Annotated in this window: 14 protein-coding genes; 11 read left to right on the top strand and 3 right to left on the bottom strand. The window is 35.8% G+C overall.

The window, feature by feature from the left end; translation table 11 throughout:
* The first annotated feature begins 94 nt into the window (after positions 1 to 94).
* Together PL77_RS09545 and PL77_RS09540 are read left to right on the top strand one after the other, a co-directional pair.
* Entirely contained in the window at positions 95 to 1549 is a 1455-nt protein-coding gene (locus PL77_RS09545; RefSeq protein WP_044204167.1) for a M20 family peptidase, read from the top strand.
* Between the two features lie 13 nt (positions 1550 to 1562).
* Positions 1563 to 3986, top strand: coding sequence for a DUF5686 and carboxypeptidase-like regulatory domain-containing protein (locus tag PL77_RS09540; RefSeq protein ID WP_172665826.1), 2424 nt, complete (start codon positions 1563 to 1565; stop codon positions 3984 to 3986).
* 461 nt (positions 3987 to 4447) lie between these two features.
* On the opposite strand, the gene PL77_RS09535 is transcribed toward PL77_RS09540, so the two are convergent.
* Positions 4448 to 5707 (bottom strand): hypothetical protein, encoded by a 1260-nt coding sequence (locus tag PL77_RS09535; protein ID WP_044204163.1) that lies wholly within the window; start codon positions 5705 to 5707, stop codon positions 4448 to 4450.
* Between the two features lie 287 nt (positions 5708 to 5994).
* Between PL77_RS09535 and PL77_RS09530 the strand changes: the two genes are divergently transcribed.
* A complete protein-coding gene (locus PL77_RS09530; protein ID WP_044204160.1) occupies positions 5995 to 7227 on the top strand; it encodes an ABC transporter permease in 1233 nt (410 codons plus the stop codon).
* 83 nt (positions 7228 to 7310) lie between these two features.
* Here the strand turns inward: PL77_RS09530 and PL77_RS09525 are convergent, their stop codons facing one another.
* On the bottom strand, positions 7311 to 8648 hold the full coding sequence (locus PL77_RS09525) for a nodulation protein NfeD (protein WP_044204157.1): 1338 nt from the start codon (positions 8646 to 8648) through the stop codon (positions 7311 to 7313).
* 257 nt (positions 8649 to 8905) lie between these two features.
* On the opposite strand from PL77_RS09525, the gene PL77_RS09520 reads away from it, so the two are divergent.
* The 3 genes from PL77_RS09520 to PL77_RS09510 are packed head-to-tail and all read left to right on the top strand — an operon-like array spanning position 8906 to position 11545.
* On the top strand, positions 8906 to 9586 hold the full coding sequence (locus PL77_RS09520; RefSeq protein ID WP_156152307.1) for a DUF4905 domain-containing protein: 681 nt from the start codon (positions 8906 to 8908) through the stop codon (positions 9584 to 9586).
* Positions 9587 to 9610: 24 nt separating this feature from the next.
* On the top strand, positions 9611 to 10417 hold the full coding sequence (locus PL77_RS09515; RefSeq protein ID WP_044204152.1) for a LysM peptidoglycan-binding domain-containing protein: 807 nt from the start codon (positions 9611 to 9613) through the stop codon (positions 10415 to 10417).
* Positions 10418 to 10423: 6 nt separating this feature from the next.
* Positions 10424 to 11545, top strand: coding sequence for a glycosyltransferase (locus tag PL77_RS09510; RefSeq protein WP_044204150.1), 1122 nt, complete (start codon positions 10424 to 10426; stop codon positions 11543 to 11545).
* Here PL77_RS09510 and PL77_RS09505 read toward each other — a convergent pair whose 3' ends face one another.
* On the bottom strand, positions 11546 to 12283 hold the full coding sequence (locus PL77_RS09505; RefSeq protein ID WP_044204147.1) for an SGNH/GDSL hydrolase family protein: 738 nt from the start codon (positions 12281 to 12283) through the stop codon (positions 11546 to 11548).
* A 201-nt stretch (positions 12284 to 12484) separates the two neighbouring features.
* Here PL77_RS09505 and PL77_RS09500 point away from each other — a divergent pair, with 201 nt between their 5' ends.
* The 5 genes from PL77_RS09500 to PL77_RS09480 all read left to right on the top strand — a co-directional run bounded on the left by PL77_RS09500 (position 12485) and on the right by PL77_RS09480 (position 18894).
* The gene (locus PL77_RS09500; protein WP_082026465.1) at positions 12485 to 13927 is read left to right on the top strand and encodes a caspase family protein; all 1443 of its coding nucleotides are present in this window, start codon (positions 12485 to 12487) and stop codon (positions 13925 to 13927) included.
* 113 nt (positions 13928 to 14040) lie between these two features.
* On the top strand, positions 14041 to 14430 hold the full coding sequence (locus PL77_RS09495) for a hypothetical protein (RefSeq protein WP_044204140.1): 390 nt from the start codon (positions 14041 to 14043) through the stop codon (positions 14428 to 14430).
* A gap of 146 nt (positions 14431 to 14576) precedes the next feature.
* Positions 14577 to 17537 carry a protein translocase subunit SecDF gene (secDF, locus tag PL77_RS09490; protein ID WP_044204137.1) on the top strand — a complete coding sequence of 987 codons (2961 nt, stop codon included), beginning with the start codon at positions 14577 to 14579 and terminating at the stop codon, positions 17535 to 17537.
* A 152-nt stretch (positions 17538 to 17689) separates the two neighbouring features.
* A complete protein-coding gene (locus tag PL77_RS09485; RefSeq protein WP_156152306.1) occupies positions 17690 to 18094 on the top strand; it encodes a lipocalin family protein in 405 nt (134 codons plus the stop codon).
* Between the two features lie 146 nt (positions 18095 to 18240).
* Positions 18241 to 18894 (top strand): hypothetical protein, encoded by a 654-nt coding sequence (locus PL77_RS09480; RefSeq protein WP_044204132.1) that lies wholly within the window; start codon positions 18241 to 18243, stop codon positions 18892 to 18894.
* Positions 18895 to 18936: the final 42 nt, after the last annotated feature.

The raw sequence follows: 18936 nt of genomic DNA, 5'->3' as shown, positions 1-18936 counted from the left end.
TTGAAATAAAGATTCAAGCATGTGATAAATTACAAACATAAGTATTTGTCATCAATGATAAATATTCACTTTACATCTCAAACTCTCTTTTTCTATGAAGCGTTTTGTAGGAATCTTATCAGGCACCCTAACTATTGCCTCTCTTTACATTTTTGGAAATTTATTTTTATTTGATTCTCAACAATCAAAAATATCAAAGTTAGACTCACGCTCCATTAGTGATTCTGCTAAATACCACCTTTCGGAAGCGATACAAATAAAGACGGTTTCATATGATGATCCCGACCTGATTGATTCATCTGAATTTGTAAAGTTTAGAAACTTTCTTCAAGTGACTTATCCAGTGGTTTTCAGTAACACGGAATATCATCTTTTCGGAGGTTTTTCTTATTTAATTAAATGGGAAGGAAGTGATTCTTCATTAAAACCTATCGTTTTGATGTCGCATTTTGATGTTGTTCCTGCTTTAGAGGAAAACATATCAGAGTGGAAATATCCTCCTTTTAGTGGAGCAATAGTAGATGGAGTCATTTGGGGGCGAGGAGCTATTGATGATAAAGTAGGGGTGATTGGTATCTTAGAATCAGTGCAATCACTGATGGAATCTGGTTTTAAACCAAAGCGAACGATCTATATGGCGTTCGGTCATGATGAAGAAATCAATGGTACACATGGTGCGAGCTCAATGGCTCATTATCTTAAACAACAAGGGATAGAGGCTGAGTTTGTCTTGGATGAAGGTGGATACATTACACAAGGTTTAGTACCCGGAATGGAAAAAGATGTAGCACTAGTCGGGACAACAGAGAAAGGATTCTTAACGGTGGAACTATCAACAGATATTGAAGGCGGACATGCTTCCATGCCTAAAACAGAAAGTGCCATTAGTGTTTTGACAAAAGCAGTTAATGATGTGGTCAATGATCCTTTTCCTTCTTACATCTCTCCACCACTAAAGGATTTTATTGATTTTGTAGGCCCAGAAATGCCTTTTGGCTTAAAGACAGTCTTTGCCAACTCTACTCTTTTAGAACCAGTACTAATGTCGGTATATGAGAAATCACCCTCTTCAAATGCTTTAGTAAGAACAACCATTGCCCCAACAATAATCAGTGCCGGAATGAAAAGTAATGTGCTCCCTAAAAAAGCACATGCAGTGTTGAACATCAGAATTCTACCAGGAGAAACCGTAGATTATGTTTTTGAGTCCATTAAAAAGAAGGTCAATAATGATGAGGTAAAGTTAAGAATACTGAATAAATCAGAGGCTGCTCCAATTTCAGATGCTTATTCTGAGGCGTTTAAACTTTTGGATCAATCAATCAAAGAGATATTTGGCGATATTGTTGTGTCACCTTATATCATGATTGCAGCGTCAGATTCAAGACATTATTCTGAAATATCACCCAATGTATATCGCTTTTGTCCTTTTCATTTAAATAAAGATAATTTGGACACAATTCATGGTGAAAATGAGAGGATTGGTGTTGTGGAATTTGAAAATACAATCCGTTTCTATAAACAATTAATAAAAAATACAACGCTTTAAGCGAGTGAATTCATTGTCGAGTCAACTATATAAATCATTTTTTAATATACTTTTCTTTCATTTTTTAGTTTGTCATATAGCTTTTGGACAAGATCATGCTATTCAAGGTAAAATATTGGATAAGGAAACGTTACAGCCTGTTGGATTTGCACATCTCATTATTAAAGGGGATGATAAAGGAACTTCAACGAACGAAAAAGGTCTTTTTTTTATCAGAGAAATAGCATCAAATGATACATTACTCGTTTCTTGTCTTGGCTATAAAACAACTTCCTTTGGTCTGGATAATGAGTTACTAAACAAGGAAATGGTCTTGTTTTTAGAAAAGGATGCTCAACAATTGGAGGAGGTTGTGGTAGGAAGAAGGGGCTATGAAAATCCTGCATGGGAAATAATCCGGTTGGCTATTAAAAATGCTGCATTACATAATTATCAAGGGAATGAGGATTTTGATTATGAATCTTCGATCAGAACGAATGTCTATATAACAGATACCAATGAAGATTTTCTGAAACAAAAACTGGTAAAAGAGGCGGTGCAAAGAATGGAAAAGATTGATACCTTATCAGTTAATCAAAAGGGGATGCCCAATATTCCTGTTTATTCTTCTTCCTCTAAACAAAAAGTCAATTATCAAGCTGGAAAACGGGCTGAAGATCGAGAGCAATCTTACTATAAAGAAGTATTTTTAGGCCCTGAATTTGAAAATCAATTCAAACAAGGGTTAGATAATGAAAAAACGACAATTAATTTCTATCAAAAATGGCTGCGTTTTTTAGCCAAAGATTTTTCATCTCCTTTTAATGCTTCTTTTAAGAATTACTACGATTTTGAATTGGTGACCTATGAAAAAGTTGACGGCGATTGGTGCTATAGAATTGATTTTGTTCCTCGGAGAGAAAACGACATGGCTTTTGGAGGAACGGTTTGGGTAACCGATGAAAAAAGAGGATTTGCCATTAAAAAAGTCACTGCAGCAATAGGGAGGAACTCTCCCATAAACTTTATTGATAGTATAACGGTAGATCAAAAACTAGCTGTTATTGATACATCACAGATTTGGTTTCCTTATCAACAAAATATTAAAATGTGGGTAGGGGGTAAACTGAATAAGAATTGGACGAAGTTTTTGGTGGATATTAATACCAAAAATACCTTTCCATCAAAAGATACCTTACTGTATTCCCAATCTACCGATACTACGATTTATGCTCAGATTGATACTGTAAAACAAATGCCTTCTGTAAAAGCTACTGCACAAATAATGGACATGTTTGTGACAGGTTATTATCGAGTAGGAGGCTTTGATTTTGGTCCACTTACTGTTTTGTATGCTCAGAATAATGTAGAAGGAAACCGTATTCAGTTTGGTGGATTAACCAATACGCAGTGGAACAAGAATTTAATTGGAGGAGGATATATAGCATATGGTACCGATGATCAAAAGTGGAAGTGGGGTGTGATGGGGAAATATATCCTCAATCATGAAAACTGGACTTTCCTTTATGCTCGTGCTCAACATTCTTTACAACGTTTGGGTGGAGGTGTTACTTTTCCAGGGCAAGATCCTTATTTATGGATTTCTCAAGCTTGGGGGACTTTTACAAACCCTTATTACTTGGATGAAGCGAGAGTATTGGCCAATTCTTATGTTGCTGAAGGTGTTCAGTTAAGAGGTAGTTTTACCTATAGAAATGAGAATTACTTTGCGACGGAGTTAACAGATACACTTGCTTTTTCAAGAATTACCACCTCAGAACTCAGAGGTTCTATCATTTTTGACTTTGGGAAAAGATATGTATCAAGTCGACATTTGAATAGATACATTGCGGCAAATGGAAAATACCCAACCATTACATTCACTTATAAAAGAGGTTTACCAACACTTTTTGATGCTACGGATAGTTATCATAAACTTGAATTATCGATGAGACATCGCTTTAAAGTGGGAGCTTTAGGTAGAATGGATTATGTACTTTCATCTGGTTGGACTCCCTCTACCGTTCCCTTTCCTTTGTTGTTTGTTCATCGGGGAAATAACTTAAGGTACATCTACAGTGGTAGTTCATATAACCTTATGGATTTCGGGGAATTTATGAGTGATCGATATGCTAGTATAAGAATGTTTCATCATTTTGAAGGGCTTTTTATCAATAGAATCCCTGTACTCAAAAAAATGAATGTGAAGACATTTGGTATTGCAAACTTACTTTGGGGAGGAGTATCTAGTGATAACCTTGCAGCTAATGTAAATCCATGGGATAAAGATGAAGCAAGTTTTAATAGTTTAGATCCTTCAACCCCTTATGTAGAAGTAGGTGGAGGTGTAGAAAATATCTTCAGAATGGTGAAGGTTATGTTTTTATACAGAGCGACTTATCAAGAAGGAGCATCAAGAAAGTATGGGCTAATGTTTGCAATAACACCGGAGTTTTAGACTGTCAAATAAGTAAATTGTAAACTAAGTTTTATAGTTAGAAATCAGGAGATTTTTGATGTATTATAAGACTTGAATACCGTCAAAACTTAACAATCACACCAGTATATTGTCTATCCTTTTAGTTTGGCAGTTCTTCCTTCGGCCTTGAAGGGAAAAGCGTTAAGAATTTCAAGGATTGAGACGTTAAAAATGATTTTGCTGTTTGAGCGTAGCGAGTTTAAAATCATTTAGGCTCAAGGAATGGAATTTAGCTTTTGACTTCTAAGCCTTGAATTTTTTGCTTCTTTTTGTTTCAAGACAAAAACGAAGAGGAAAGAAGCTTGAAAGTAGATCCTATAAATGCTTGCAGAAAGGCCGATTGAAAGTTGACGATAATTAAGCATTAGAGTGTAATAAAAAAGCTGTCCCAAATAAAGTATTCGAGACAGCGAAATATGTGAATCATAGATAGTAGTAAATCAGGTTTTCTGCTTCTTTTTCTTAGCAGCAGGAAATAAGATATTATTCAAAATCAATCTGTATCCTGGTGAATTTGGATGAAGATTAAGGTCAGTAGGTTCTTCACCTACAAAGTGTCTATAATCTTCAGGGTCGTGACCTCCATAAAATGTCCATGTTCCTTTACCGAATGTGCCATGAATATAACGTGCCTCTTTAGCAGATTCAGCCTCACCTAATATGATGACATCATTTTTAATCAACCTTTTTTTGAAGGCTGTCGTTTGTCCCATGAAACCTTTGATAAGGCGTTCATGGTTTTGAGTTAGCATGGTAGGTACAGGATCCCATTTTGCAGAGAATGCAAATAACTCAAAAAAGTCATTTTCTTCTCTTAAGCCTCTTTCATAAGATTGATTATCAATCTCTGAGTATTCATATTGGTAAGGATCTAATTTTAATTTAAAATCTTTAAAGGCAAATGTATTTTTGTAGTTGAGCTTTTGATGTACATCTGTATCAATTCCATCTCCATCGTACATGTAATCGCAAATGTCAACACCATCAGCAGCTAATGCTATATCATAAGTATCAGTGGCAGAACACATGGCAAATAAAAATCCTCCACCAGCACAAAAGTCTCTAATTTTATTGACGACACCTGCTTTTAATTGAGAGACCTTTTCAAAACCATGTCGTTTTGCTGAAGCTTCAAACTGTCTTTGAGCCTCCATATACCATTCTTCTCTGCCATAGGTTGCATAAAACTTTCCATATTGTCCTGTAAAATCTTCGTGATGTAAGTGAAGCCAGTCGTACTTGGGTAGTAGGTCTGCCATCACTTCATCATCGAAAATCACATCATAAGGAATTTCTGCATAAGTAAGAACCAAGGTGACTGCATCGTCCCATGGTTGTTTTGAAGGCGGTGAGTAGACTGCAATTCTTGGAACTGCATCTAACCGCATAATGTCCATATTAGATTCTGGGTGAGATATTTCTTCTTTTATTTGAACAGCTTGAGCACCTGAGATGACTTCATAGCTTACACCTCTTATCACTAATTCTTGTTCAAAAAGGTGAGAGTTTCTAAACATAAAGCTACCTCCTCTATAATTGAGTAACCATTCTGCCTCAACATCTTGACCGAGCACCCAAAACGTCATCCCGTAGGCTTTGAGATGATTGCTTTGGGTTTGGTCCATGGGAATTAAAATGTAATTCCCAAAACATGATATATGGGTTAATAATACTAGGAAGATGGTGGTCAATAATCTCATACGTAATTATTAAGGTTTAAATAGTAGAGTAGTGGTTCTAAAGCAACTAAATAGGGAAGCCTATTGTTTTTTTGAGATAAGGGTTAATAAGTACAACAATTGTTTAACAGGAAAAACATCCATTATGCCGAACTTTTAATTTATATTTAATTTACAATTCTTTTTAGAGTATATTTACTCAAAAAAGTCACTTTATTAGAAAAATATTACATTGTAAAGTTTTTGATTTTTTTGAACTAAATTGAGAAAGAAAAGATTGTATTTTTCTTAGTTTGATCATTTGACGCATGTATATACTAACCTATTTAATAGAAGCCATCACTTCTGTAAAAGCAAATAAACTTAGGACTTTTCTAACATCTGCTATGATTGCAATAGGAATTATGTCATTAGTTGGCATTATGACAGCGATTGATGCAGTGCAAGATTCCATAAATGATGGAATGTCAGATTTAGGTGTTAATAATTTTACTATTAATGACTTAACGAGAAGAAGAGGTGCTTTTGGTAAGAGGTTTTCCAAAAAAAGTCCCATAAAGTTCGAAGAAATTCGAAAATTCAAGAAATTATTACCTGTTGAAGGAAAAGTAAGTGTTAATACGACGATCTCAGGAAGTGTTGAAATCAAGAGATTGTCCAAAAAAACAACTCCAAATTATGCAGTTGTAGGTATTGACGATATGTACCTCAAAAATAATGGATATAAGATCAATAAAGGTCGTACTTTTTCTTCTGTTGAATTATCTCAAGGACAAAATGTAGCCATCATTGCTGAGGATGTTTTTAATGCTTTATTTAATAAAAACGAAGAACCTATCGATCAGACTATTGGTTTTTATGGTAAGAAATACCGTATTATCGGCCTTTTAGAAAAGAAGGGAGGAATTGGTGAAGGTGATGCAGATCGTAAAGTTTTTATTCCTTTGATTAATGCAAATAAGTTTGCTACGACTAGAACACTGAATTATGTGGCGACGGTAAACTCAACCGACCCTCGTGGAATTGATTATGCTATGGGAGAAGCAAGAGGGATTTTGAGGGTAATTCGTAAAGATCAGTTGGGAAAGCCTGACTCCTTTGAAATAAAAAGAGCTGATTCATTAAACAGTGAATTTGACCAAATGACAATGACCTTAAGAATTGGTGGTGTAGCAATAGCTATCGTTACTTTATTAGGTGCGTCAATTGGACTTATGAACATTATGATGGTGTCAGTGACCGAAAGAACCAGAGAAATTGGTATTAGAAAAGCACTAGGGGCAACTCCGAGAGCAATCCGTCAACAATTTTTACTAGAGGCGATTTTCATTTGTATTTTAGGTGGGGTCGTAGGGTCATTTATAGGGGCTGGTATTGGAAATGTGATTGCTGTATTTTTAGATTCCAAATCATTTGTATTACCATGGATTTGGATGACCGTTTCTTTGATCGTGTGTGTTTTTGTTGGGGTGATGTCGGGGTATTATCCTGCACGCAAAGCATCATTATTAGATCCAATTGAATCTTTAAGATTTGAATAAAGTCTTCTGGTCGAGAATATATAAAAAGAGGGAAGAGATGCTGCTAATATCTCTTCCCTCTTGCATTATAATAGTTATGTAAACTATACGATTTCTCTTACTCTAAGTGATGAGCCATTTTGTTCTACTACTTCAACAGGTACATTCTTGCCAATAAAGTCACCTTCTGATGTAGCATCATAGACTTTGTTGTCAATTTTCACTTTTCCCGAAGGACGTAATACAGAGTGTGTAATACCAGTTGACCCTACAAATGAAGAAACCAAAAAGTCTGCTGTATAACCTTTGTCAGCGGTCATGTCATTTTCAAGAATCACCCCTTTCATAAGTGAGCTTCCTAAAAGTTTATGACCAAAGAAGAACATTCCTGAGCTTCCCACCAGAAGGGCAGCAGTCACACTGATTAAAGAAGTAGCTATTTTTGCAGCCGGAACGAAAGTAAAATCAAGGAAATCGTTCTCTAGCATGACCAATGTGAGACCTGCAATGGTTAAAATGATACCGGATATTCCAGTCACACCAAACCCCGGCACAACAAAGACTTCTAATAAAATGAGTAGAAAACCAATCCCGATAATTAGTAATTCCCAATTAGCCGCCATACCACTTAAATAATAAGGAACTAAATAAAGTACCCCGGCGGTAATTGAAGCGGCGATAGGGAAGCCTATTCCTGGAGACTGTAATTCAAAATAAATTCCCCCTAAAATAATAAGTATAAGAATACTACTGATCGCAGGGTTTAAGAAGATATTAATAATATTTTCAACAGAAGAAGGCTCGTATTTCTTTATTTCATAATCAGTGACGCTATTTCTCTTTAATATTTCACTGATAGAGTTCACTTCCGCTTCACAAAAACCATGTTTAATGGCTTCGTCTGTCGTAAATGTGATGACATCTCCCTCTTTTGAAACTCCTTCTACCACCAAATCTTGATCAACCATAGCTTCTGCTATTTTAGGGTCTCTATTATTTGCTTCCGCCGTAGAACGCATCATAGATCGCATATAAGATTGGTATTTGTCTGGTGCTTTTTCGCCAGAACCGCCCATAACAACAGTGGCAGCTCCAATGTTGGCTCCTTTTTCCATATAGATAGAATCACAAGCAATGGAGATTAAAGCACCTGCACTGGCCGCATTTTTATTGATGTAAACAAAGACAGGTTTTGGATAATCTAATATAAGTTGTCGAATGTGATCCGCATCATTGACGGCACCTCCATAAGTATCAAGGTCAATGACTACATAATCGGCTTCTTCAGATGTTGCTTCATTCAGTGCATTTTCAACATGTCTTGAGGTTCTAGGGTCGATCTCAGCTTTTAAGTCAAATACATACACAATAGGTTCTTTTTCACTGCCCAACAATGAAAGAGAAACAAATAACAATAACAGTGTATTAATCAAAGATTTCATTTCTTATAAATTGAAATAGGTGGAAGTAATAGTTTTACTGCTGCTATCACTTACTTTTTTAAACAAGTAAATTAACGCAATAGTTTTAAGTCATATCTCTAGTGGCTAATCAACTTCTAAGCTAAGTTACAAAATTTAAGTATTCTATGATAAGCCCGTCTTGTAACTTTAAAGAAGAAACTTGCTGCAACATTATTGAAAATGATGGATAATACAGATCTTAGCGGTAATTATTTACGAATCGAGAGAAAATTAAATTGGAAAATAAATATACATTTGAGGCACACGGCATTATCTGGAGAGTAATGTATGATCACACAATAGGCGTGATTGTATTGGAAATGAGAGATGGTGACCAAAAAGAGGTAAGCTTCGCCGCTTTGGAAGTGAAAACTGGAACAGTGCTTTGGGAAGGCCTTCAATTGGAGGAAAACTGGTGGATTTCCATGGCAGGGGTGAAAGATGGTTTTTTATATTTTTCTGAGTTTGATCAAAACGATGCAATACCAAAAGTAAAGAAGCTTCAAAAACTGAATATTAAAGAAGCTACTTTGGTGGAGGATAGTCAGGAAGATCCGCCACAGTTATCGAGTGCTGAAGAATTTGAATTACCGATAGTGTACCCTGTAGAGTCTGAGCATTATGCTACTTTGAGTACTTTCTTAAAGCAACTGGAGTATGATGTAGCAGAAAGTGACATTCACTACTATGAAACTTCTCATCAAATAATTTTTGTATTCATTGAAAGGAAAAATAGTGTTCTTCAAAGAAAACTACTAATTTGTAGCAGGAAGGGAGAGGTTCTATTTCAAGAGGTGATTGATACTGATATCCGTGATCAAATTATGGATAGTTTTTTTATGGTCGATAATATGCTTTTGTATATTAAAGAGAAAGAAATATGGTGTGGACTATCTCTTACCGCCCTCAACAATTAATACTATGTAATTAACAATTGACTTATGAGACTTCTAATCATAATTCTTTGCTTTTTTAGCTTCTCTTTACAAAACGGTTTTGCACAAACTTCAGTTAATCACACCGTAGAAGATCAGGAAACATTATTTTCAATATCAAGAAAATACAATGTCAGTGTCAGTGATATTGTGCAAGCAAATGCAATTCAAAACAATGTCATTAAGATTGGCCAAGTGTTAGTCATCCCCCAACAGGGTGCAGTACCACAGAATAATAATCAGTGGGATCAACCTGCCACTACTACTGTAGAAAAAGTAGCACCCAAGTTGTATAACGAAGCTGTTTATTATACAGCGAAAGAGGGAGAAACCTTAAGAGGTATAGCGTATATCTATCAGGTTCCTGTTGATAGCCTATCGGTTTGGAATGCCTATTTACCCGATCAGCTTTTGTCTGACGGGCAGCAAATTGTAGTGAGCGTTAGTGGTAATGTCAATCAGTTAGATCAAAAAACGAAAGAGGTGCAATCAAAATCTTTTGCTGATTTAACACAAGAAGAAGCAAGAGATTATGATATTCCAATGCAAAAGGTGGAGCGCGGAAATGGTCAAGTGGTTGAATTGCCCAATAATACAAGTAAATTGATGGCGTTACACCGTCAAGAAACAGTCGGTTCGTACATTAAAGTCATCAACCCCAATAATGATTTAGAAGCAGTAGTAAGAGTGGTGGCGGCATTGCCTGTTCAATCTATTGAAAATGGGGTAATCATAAAGATTTCTGAAGAAGTGGCCAAGAAAATTGGGGCCGTCAACCAAGAATTCAGAATCAGAGTAGAATACAATCAATAATACTATATGAGGATAGCATTTTTATCCACTTTTTATCCCTACAGAGGAGGAATAGCTCAATTTGGAGGAGCATTATATAAAGCGTTAGAACAGCAGGGACACGAAGTAAAGGCATTCACTTTTAGTAGACAGTATCCTGATTTTTTATTTCCAGGTAAGTCGCAATATGTGGATGAAAAGGATAATTCTGATCACATTCCTTCTGAAGAATTATTGGATTCAATTAATCCTCTCACTTATTTCAAAACCGCAAAAGAAATTCGAGCTTATCAACCAGACGTGTTGGTGACACAATTTTGGATGTCCTTCTTTGGGCCATCTTGTGGAACTGTTGCACATTTTGTTGGTAAAGATTGTAAGGTAGTGGGCATCCTTCATAATGTTATTCCTCATGAGGGGAGATTTTTTGATAAACCTTTTACAAAGTATTTTCTAAAACCTCATGATGCTTTTGTGACCATGAGCGAAGCGGTTGAAAACGATTTAAGAAAATATGAATCAATGAAACCTTCCGCATTACGTCCACATCCATTGTATGATCATTTTGGTGAGATTGAAGACAAGGCTGAAGCGAGAAGGGCATTGAAAATCAATGAAGAATTAAAGACAATTTTATTTTTTGGTTTTATCAGAGACTACAAAGGTTTGGATCTATTGATTGAAGCTTTTGGGTTGATGGATGATTCTTATCAATTGGTTATTGCAGGTGAGGTATATGGGAGTTTTGAGAGCTATGATAAATTAATCCAAGAAAATAAGAACAAGGAAAGAATTCATTGTTTTAATCAATACATTTCTGATCAAGAAGTAGCGACCTATTTTTCGGCTTCAGATGTATGTGTTCTCCCTTATCGTTCTGCTACTCAAAGCGGGGTGACGGCAGTATCACTTCATTTTGAAGTTCCATTGATAGCCACTGATGTTGGAGGGCTAAAAGAATTGATTAAACCTGGTGAAACAGGTGAAATTGTAGCGGAAGCCGATGTAAATCTACTTTTTGATGGGATAGAGCACTTTTTCGAAAATGATGCTGCGGTTTACCAAAGACATATTCAAGACTTAAAAGTGGAAATGTCATGGGATAAGTTTGGAGAGAACCTTATTCAATTTATAGAGAAATTACCTTAACTATTCTTCCTTCGGAACCAAAAACTGCCGATAGACATCGTCTATAATTTCGTTGACCCACAATTTATATTGTTCACCCGAAGGATGAAGACCATCAGGAGCCGCTAATTCAGGCCTTGAAGGCACCATTCTAGAAAAGGAAGTGATATTGTGGAATACAACACCTTTATCTTTGGTGATTTCTTCTTTGATGCGATTGTATTCATTGATTTGTTGAGAAATAGACGCTGGGGGAGGACTGTAGTTGTATCCATAATCAGGAATACTTAAGACAATTACATTCTTAGGATCATTCCTAGCTCTTACAATAGCCGCTTCTAATAACGATTTATATTCCTCTCGGAAAACATTAATATCAATCCCTTGAAATTGGTTATTCACACCGATCAATAACGTTACTATATCATATTGAGATCGCAACGAAGCATTTTGATAGGCATTGATTAGATTACGAGTCGTCCATCCTGTTTGAGCTACATATTTTATCGCATTCAATTGGAAACCGCGATTTTCTAATTCCTTTTTCAGTTGAGCATTCCAGCGGTCTTCTTCAGGTACACTTGCCCCAATCGTGTAAGAATCTCCTAATGCGAGCATATGTAGCACTTTTTGAGGTACTTGCAATGAAGAAGAATCAACAGTGATAACAGGTGGTGTTTGTGGTACAAAAATAGTATTATCATCCTCTTGACAAGAGAGCAGAATAAAGCTGAGTAAGATCAGGAATGTATTTTTCATAGTGTTTAATTCAGGAATCAATACAAAAATACTGGAAGGAAAACTTTCTATTATTATTCAATGAACACTCAGCTTTAACTTTTGTTTGTCATATTACGCTATAAATATGTCTTATGTTTGTATAATAGGATTGGGTATTCAATTTCTATTTTAAATCAAAGTAATTTTTTTCATCAAAAACATCTCTAATAACCTCATCTAATGAAAAATTATTTATTTCTTATCTGTCTAATGTTACTTCAAGTTCAAGTATTTTCTCAGACAAAGAAAATTGTGATTTTACCACAAACAAAACAAGGTGGTACACTTTGTAACGCTTTCAAGGAATATAATAATAAGTTGATGATTGAGGGAATAGAAGAAACCTATCGTCAGAAAAAATACTTCGTGATTAATTCTAGAAAAATTGTTCAAGGATTAGGGAATACAGGAGGTTGCTTTAAAGGAAATGATTGGGTACAGGAACAACTGCTATCTCATGATGGACTAAATTTATATGCTGTAGCGAAGGTTGATAAGAAAAACGGCTATAAAGGTAGTTTTGTAGAGATGGAGGTAGAGATTTTTGACGCTTCCAACGAAAAGTTATTAGTAAGGCAAAAAGCCAAATCCCAAGAAAAGTTTACCAATGACTTTAAAGGACAAGTGAAAGAGGCATTAAATAGTATTTTTGATCGATTAATGCATACTGCAATAGCAAACTATAGAGCAAAGAATTACATCGAAGAACCTGAGCCTTTTGCGATTCCTATTGTAGTAGGAGAAAAGAAAGAGGAAGTAGTAAAACAAGAAGAGGTGGTGATCGAAGAAGAGAAAGTGGAAGAGAAGGAGACCATGGAAAGCGATGTAGATGTTAATATTCCGAGAGCTTTAAAAGTAAATGAGGATGCGATTGCTGTTATTATCGGTAATCAAAATTATAAAAAAGAGGGAGTACCTGAAGTGAAATATGCTTTACATGATGCTCAAATCATGAAGGAGTATTTGATCACAACTTTTGGTTTTAGAGAAGGCAATATTATTTATATTGAAAATGCAACTCAGGCAGATTTTAATGCAGTCTTTGGTGTGAAAAACAATCCAAAAGGGAAATTATTCAATTATGTGAAGCCAGAAAAATCAGATGTCTTTATCTATTATTCGGGTCATGGTGCTCCGGATCCCGAATCTCAAAAAGGTTATTTTGTACCTGTCGATACAGATCCTTCTCTAATTCATTTTAATGGATATTCAGCAAGTACATTTTATGAAAATATAGGTTTAGTACCTTACAAATCTCTTCAAGTGGTGTTGGATGTGTCTTTTAGTGGTGCAACTGATGACGGTATGTTATTGAAAAATATTTCTCCTGTTTTTATTAAGACAGAGAATAAAGTTCTTAATGACGAAAAAGCTGTAATTCTTACAGCGGCTTCATCTGAACAAGTGGCTTCACGTTATGCTGAGCAATACCATGGACTGTTGACTTATTATTATTTGAAGGGGTTAAAAGGAGCTGCTGATGTAAATAAAGATAAAAATATCACGTTGAAAGAGCTTTCTCAATACCTGAATGAAAAAATTTCTTATAAAGCGAGGATCTTGCACGAGAGAACGCAAACACCTGAAATTCACGGACAACTTGACTTTATTATAAAAAAATAAGGGTAAGTTTCACTATTCTTAGATAGCACTCCCCTTTTAAACTCAAAAAAACGAGGTCTAAACTGTGATTTTTTCCAAATGATTTCTATTTTTGCCATTGATAACAAATATCTATGCAAAAAAACACAACCATATCATTTAAATTATTTCCATTCTTAATGGCGATACTGATGCTTGTAGCACTAGGTGCTGAGGCAGCATATGCTGTTACATCGGAAAGAAATGAGGTGAGTGTTAGCGTAGAAAAAGATGTTGATCAAGAAGAAGGACAACAAAAGCCTACTTACAATGTCTTGAAAGATCAGTCTACTGCAATCCCGCAGAGTACTGAAACAGTCAATTGGTGTAATGTATTTGTAAAAACACTTCATCAATTGGTAAACTTCAGGTTGACTTTAAAACCTGTCGCTAAAATCAAACCTACTAAAGAAGTTGTTGAGACAATCTTATCAACAACTGCTACCTGCATATATTCTTATTATGCAGCACCCAATGCACCCTAATTATCTCTAATTCCCCCTTTACGTATTGACACCGTTTTAACGCTTTTATGGCGTGTATAGCCTTATACACAATATATCAAAGTCGTGTGTACATATAGATTAAATTAATCATTTCCGCTATCATATAGTATTATATAATTACAACTATGAGAAACAGAGGTTTTATCCTGTTTATTGCTGTCATTGTGACTGCATTCAGTTTATTTGACTTGTCATTCTCTTTCGTATCTCGCTCTATTCAAAGCGACGCGGACGAGTATGCAATGGATTCAGAAGGTCATGTTGACTACTTCAAAAAACAAGCTTACATCGATTCATTATGGAAAACTCCAGTTTACGATTTAGGTTTCACTCAGTATACTTACGAAGAAGTAAAGAACAAAGAATTAGCATTAGGTCTTGACTTACAAGGTGGTATGCACGTAACGCTTGAAGTATCTCCAGTAGAGGTAATCAAAGCGATGGCAGGTGCTAACGTTGATGCTGCATTTGAAACAGCATTAGCAGAAGCTGCAAAAGCTCAAAAAGAAAACAGAGAGTCATTCACTACTAACTTCTTCGATGCGTTAGAAGAGTCTGCTCCAAACGTTCCTTTCGCAACTTACTTTGCTTCTTCAGCAAACCGTGGTCGTATTTCTTTCAACTCTCCAAACAAGCAAGTAGTTGATTTAGTAGAAAGCGAAGTAGATGGTGCTGTAGATAGAGCATTCGAAATTATCCGTACTCGTATTGACAAGTTTGGTGTTACTCAACCAAACATCCAACGTCTACAAGGTACTAACCGTATTTCAATCGAATTACCAGGTGTAGATAACCCTGAGCGTGTACGTAACTTATTACAAGGTGTAGCAAAGTTAGAGTTCTTAGAAGTTTGGACTAACCAAGAAGCTCAGCCATTCATTTTCCAAATGAACCAAGAGTGGGTGAAACAAGAAGAAGCTCGTAAGAAATTAGCAGGTGACGTTCCTGCTCAAAAAGAAGAAAAAGAAGTTGCTGCTGATAACAACTCTTTATTCGAAGGTGACTCAACTAACGCAGCTGCTGATTCAGCTCAAGTTGACGAAACTGTAATCTCTCCACTTTTATCAAAAATGCAAGGTGGTTTGGTTTACTCTGAAAACGATACTTCAGACGTAAACAAAATGTTACGTGATGAAAACGTAACTTCAGTAGTTCCTTCAGACATGAAATTCTTATGGGGTCACAAGCCAGTGGCTACTCAAGAAGGTATTAGCTACTTCGAGTTATTCGTAGTAAAGAAAGACCGTGAGGCTAAAATCTCAGGTGATGTAATCACTGACGCTGTACAATCTTTCGACCAAAGAGCTCAACCTGCAGTTTCTATGTCAATGAACGTAGAAGGTGCTAAGAAATGGAAGAAAATGACTGGTCAAAACTTAGGTCGTCGTATCGCTATCTCTTTAGATAACGAAGTATATACTGCTCCAACTGTAAACTCTGAAATCGACGGCGGTCGTTCAGAAATCACTGGTTCTTTTGATATCAACGAAGCAAAAGATTTAGCAAACGTATTAAAAGCAGGTAAATTACCAGCTCCTACTCGTATCATCGAGGAAGTTGTTGTTGGTCCTTCATTAGGTAAAGTCGCTCAATCAGAAGGTATGACTTCAATCCTTATCGGTTTAGGTTTAGTAATCGTATTTATGATTGCTTACTATGCGAAAGGTGGTGTGATTGCAAACGTTGCATTGGGTGCAAACATCTTCTTTATCTTCGGTATCTTAGCAGAGCTTGGTGCAGCATTAACGTTACCAGGTATTGCAGGTATCGTATTGACAATCGGTATGTCGATTGACGCCAACGTACTTATCTTCGAACGTATTCGTGAAGAGCAAAGAGCAGGTAGAGGTATTTTAGAAGCAATCAACAATGGTTTCGACCGTGCATTCTGGACAATCTTTGATGCCAACTTAACAACGTTATTGACTGGTGCTTTCCTTTACACGTTCGGTATGGGACCAATCAAAGGTTTCGCGGTAACATTAATGATCGGTATCGTTTGTTCATTCTTCTCAGCAGTATTCATTTCTCGTTTGATTGTTTCTTACTTCACTAAGAAGCATGGTGAGAATGTAAACTTAAACTTCGAAACTGCATTATCTTCGAAATTAGCGGGTCAGTCGAACATCGACTTCATGGGTAAACGTAAAATGGCTTACATTTTCTCAGCAGTTGTTATTTCATTAGGTATTGGTTCATTAGCTGTAAATGGTCTTAACTTAGGTGTAGACTTCACAGGTGGTCGTACATATATCGTAAACTTCGAAGAAGCTGTTGTTCCTTCAAAATTACAAGGTTCATTAGTGAAAGAAGTAGAAGGTAAGTCAGTTGAAGTAAAAACTTACGGAAACGACAATACCTTAAAAATCACTACTGCATACTTAGTAGACGATGAGTCAACTGAAGCAGATGATAAAGTACAAACTGCTATTATCAAAGGTATTGAGTCATTCACTGGCTTAAAATACTCAGATAAGCAAAAAGTAGATGCGGGAACATTCGTGATTCCTTCAACTTCAAAAGTAGGTGCTACTATCGCTGATGATATTACAGATGGTGCAAACGAGGCAGTATTGTTCTCATTAGCAGGTATCTTCTTATACATCTTATTACGTTTCGGTAAGTGGAACTTCGGTGCTGGTGCAGTTGTTGCCTTATTCCACGATACATTAGTTGTATTTGGTGCATTTGGTATCGCGAACTTATTAGGTGCTGGTTTCGAATTAGACCAAGTATTTATCGCTGCGATCCTTACTGTAATTGGTTACTCAATCAACGATACAGTGGTAGTATTTGACCGTGTTCGTGAAGAAACTTCAAACGCGACAGCAGGTACAAAAACAATTGACGTGATGAACTCTGCGATCAACGGTACATTAAACCGTACGATCATTACTTCATTCACTACATTATTAGTAATCTTAGTATTATTAATCTTCGGTGGTGAGGCATTAAGAGGATTCTCATTCTCATTATTTATTGGTATCATGGTCGGTACATACTCTTCAGTATTTATCGCTGCTCCAGTAGTATTTGATACTTCTAAAAAAGAAATCAAAAAAGATCCTGAAGTGATTAAAGCTTAGTTCTTTAAAAGATAAATTTTTGAAGCCTCCTGAGAAATCGGGAGGCTTTTTTCGTTAAAATAGGTTGTATTGTTTAAATGAGTGTTTCTAAGGATTATCAATTGGTTGTTGTTGAACGTTTGTAAAAGTTCAACAAACCAACACGGACAACTATGAATAATCTAAAGAATATTTCAAAACTGCTAATGACTGCCATTTTTACCTTTGTGTCTTTTTGGGGAGTAGCTTCGGAAGGAGAAGATGATGAAATTTATATCAATAAAAGAGCCTACGGGACTGCAGCATTCTCATTTCAGCCCAATGGTAAAGTACAATATGTTTTAGATTATTCTGATGGTAGTTATTATGAATATGAAGGGACTTACACCACTTCTGAAGGGAAAATAAATGTAACCCTTGCTGAAGGTCATGGTGAGAATTCAGCTGGAATTAAAATGGATCATTTAAACCCTCAACGACCTGATATTAGGTTAATAAAAGAGGGAGATTTATTAATTGATACAGCTTATGGAAGTAAGGTAGTATTCCATTCAATGCCTACGAGACCTTCAAAGTAGCCCCAATTTTTCTTTATTTAACTTCCTTTAATTACCTGCCAATCAATAATAAGGTAATTTTGTAACGGAATTGATTATTTTTGAGTAATCTATCAATAAGCTTTGAGTCTTATTGACTAGAATTAAATAACACAAATTTTACAGGAATGAAACTTATAAAAATCGCAATTATCGCATTATTAAGCTCATTATCACTTTCAGCTTTTGCACAATCATATCCATTTGAAAATCAATTGGTATTTACTCAAGCAATGAATGGTAAGGTCATAGAATATCCAAAAGTGACCTTGATGATTGGTGACCAATCCACTTTAGGAGCAAGAGTAGTGACAGAAGAAGATGCTGGTACTCAGTATATGTTATGTGATTTTACAAATAATAAATACCTGATTTTAATGCGTCAGTTTGGCCAAAAGATCGCTATTGAATCACCTGTTGATCCTTCAAAAGTAGATGTTTATGGTATCAATTCTGTAAAGGCAAAGGAAAATAAGAAAATCAAAAAAGAGATTCTTGGTAGCAAATGCCGTGTATATGAAGGAGAAAAGGACGGACAAAAGGTCTACATTTATATTGGTAAGTTATCAGTACCAGCAAAAGGTTTAGAAAGCTTGACGAAAGTAATCACAAAAGAAGTTGGCGTGAAACTTTCAGATGGAGAAATGTTGTTAGGTTTTAGCTTTGTTGATGAAGCGAAAAACCAAAGATTAGACATCCAAGCTACTAAAATTGTAAATAAGAAATACAACTTATCAACAGCTGGATATACAACGATGAGTACAAGTGGATTTGGTTTTTAGGAACTGAATTATTGAAGAATAATATTAGAGTGCAGGTGAAAG

The sequence above is a fragment of the Flammeovirga sp. OC4 genome (assembly GCF_000812565.1).
GTDB lineage: Bacteria > Bacteroidota > Bacteroidia > Cytophagales > Flammeovirgaceae > Flammeovirga.
This window is presented reverse-complemented; position numbering and strand designations above follow the sequence as displayed.

Bases quoted from the DNA above. Each gene is read 5' to 3' on its own strand.
- PL77_RS09500 (WP_082026465.1), top strand. From the start codon at position 12,485: ATGAAAAATTATTTATTTCTTATCTGTCTAATGTTACTTCAAGTTCAA.
- secDF (WP_044204137.1), top strand. From the start codon at position 14,577: ATGAGAAACAGAGGTTTTATCCTGTTTATTGCTGTCATTGTGACTGCA.
- PL77_RS09545 (WP_044204167.1), top strand. From the start codon at position 95: ATGAAGCGTTTTGTAGGAATCTTATCAGGCACCCTAACTATTGCCTCT.
- PL77_RS09485 (WP_156152306.1), top strand. From the start codon at position 17,690: ATGAATAATCTAAAGAATATTTCAAAACTGCTAATGACTGCCATTTTT.
- PL77_RS09530 (WP_044204160.1), top strand. From the start codon at position 5,995: ATGTATATACTAACCTATTTAATAGAAGCCATCACTTCTGTAAAAGCA.
- PL77_RS09495 (WP_044204140.1), top strand. From the start codon at position 14,041: ATGCAAAAAAACACAACCATATCATTTAAATTATTTCCATTCTTAATG.
- PL77_RS09510 (WP_044204150.1), top strand. From the start codon at position 10,424: ATGAGGATAGCATTTTTATCCACTTTTTATCCCTACAGAGGAGGAATA.
- PL77_RS09525 (WP_044204157.1), bottom strand. From the start codon at position 8,648: ATGAAATCTTTGATTAATACACTGTTATTGTTATTTGTTTCTCTTTCA.
- PL77_RS09480 (WP_044204132.1), top strand. From the start codon at position 18,241: ATGAAACTTATAAAAATCGCAATTATCGCATTATTAAGCTCATTATCA.
- PL77_RS09535 (WP_044204163.1), bottom strand. From the start codon at position 5,707: ATGAGATTATTGACCACCATCTTCCTAGTATTATTAACCCATATATCA.
- PL77_RS09515 (WP_044204152.1), top strand. From the start codon at position 9,611: ATGAGACTTCTAATCATAATTCTTTGCTTTTTTAGCTTCTCTTTACAA.
- PL77_RS09505 (WP_044204147.1), bottom strand. From the start codon at position 12,283: ATGAAAAATACATTCCTGATCTTACTCAGCTTTATTCTGCTCTCTTGT.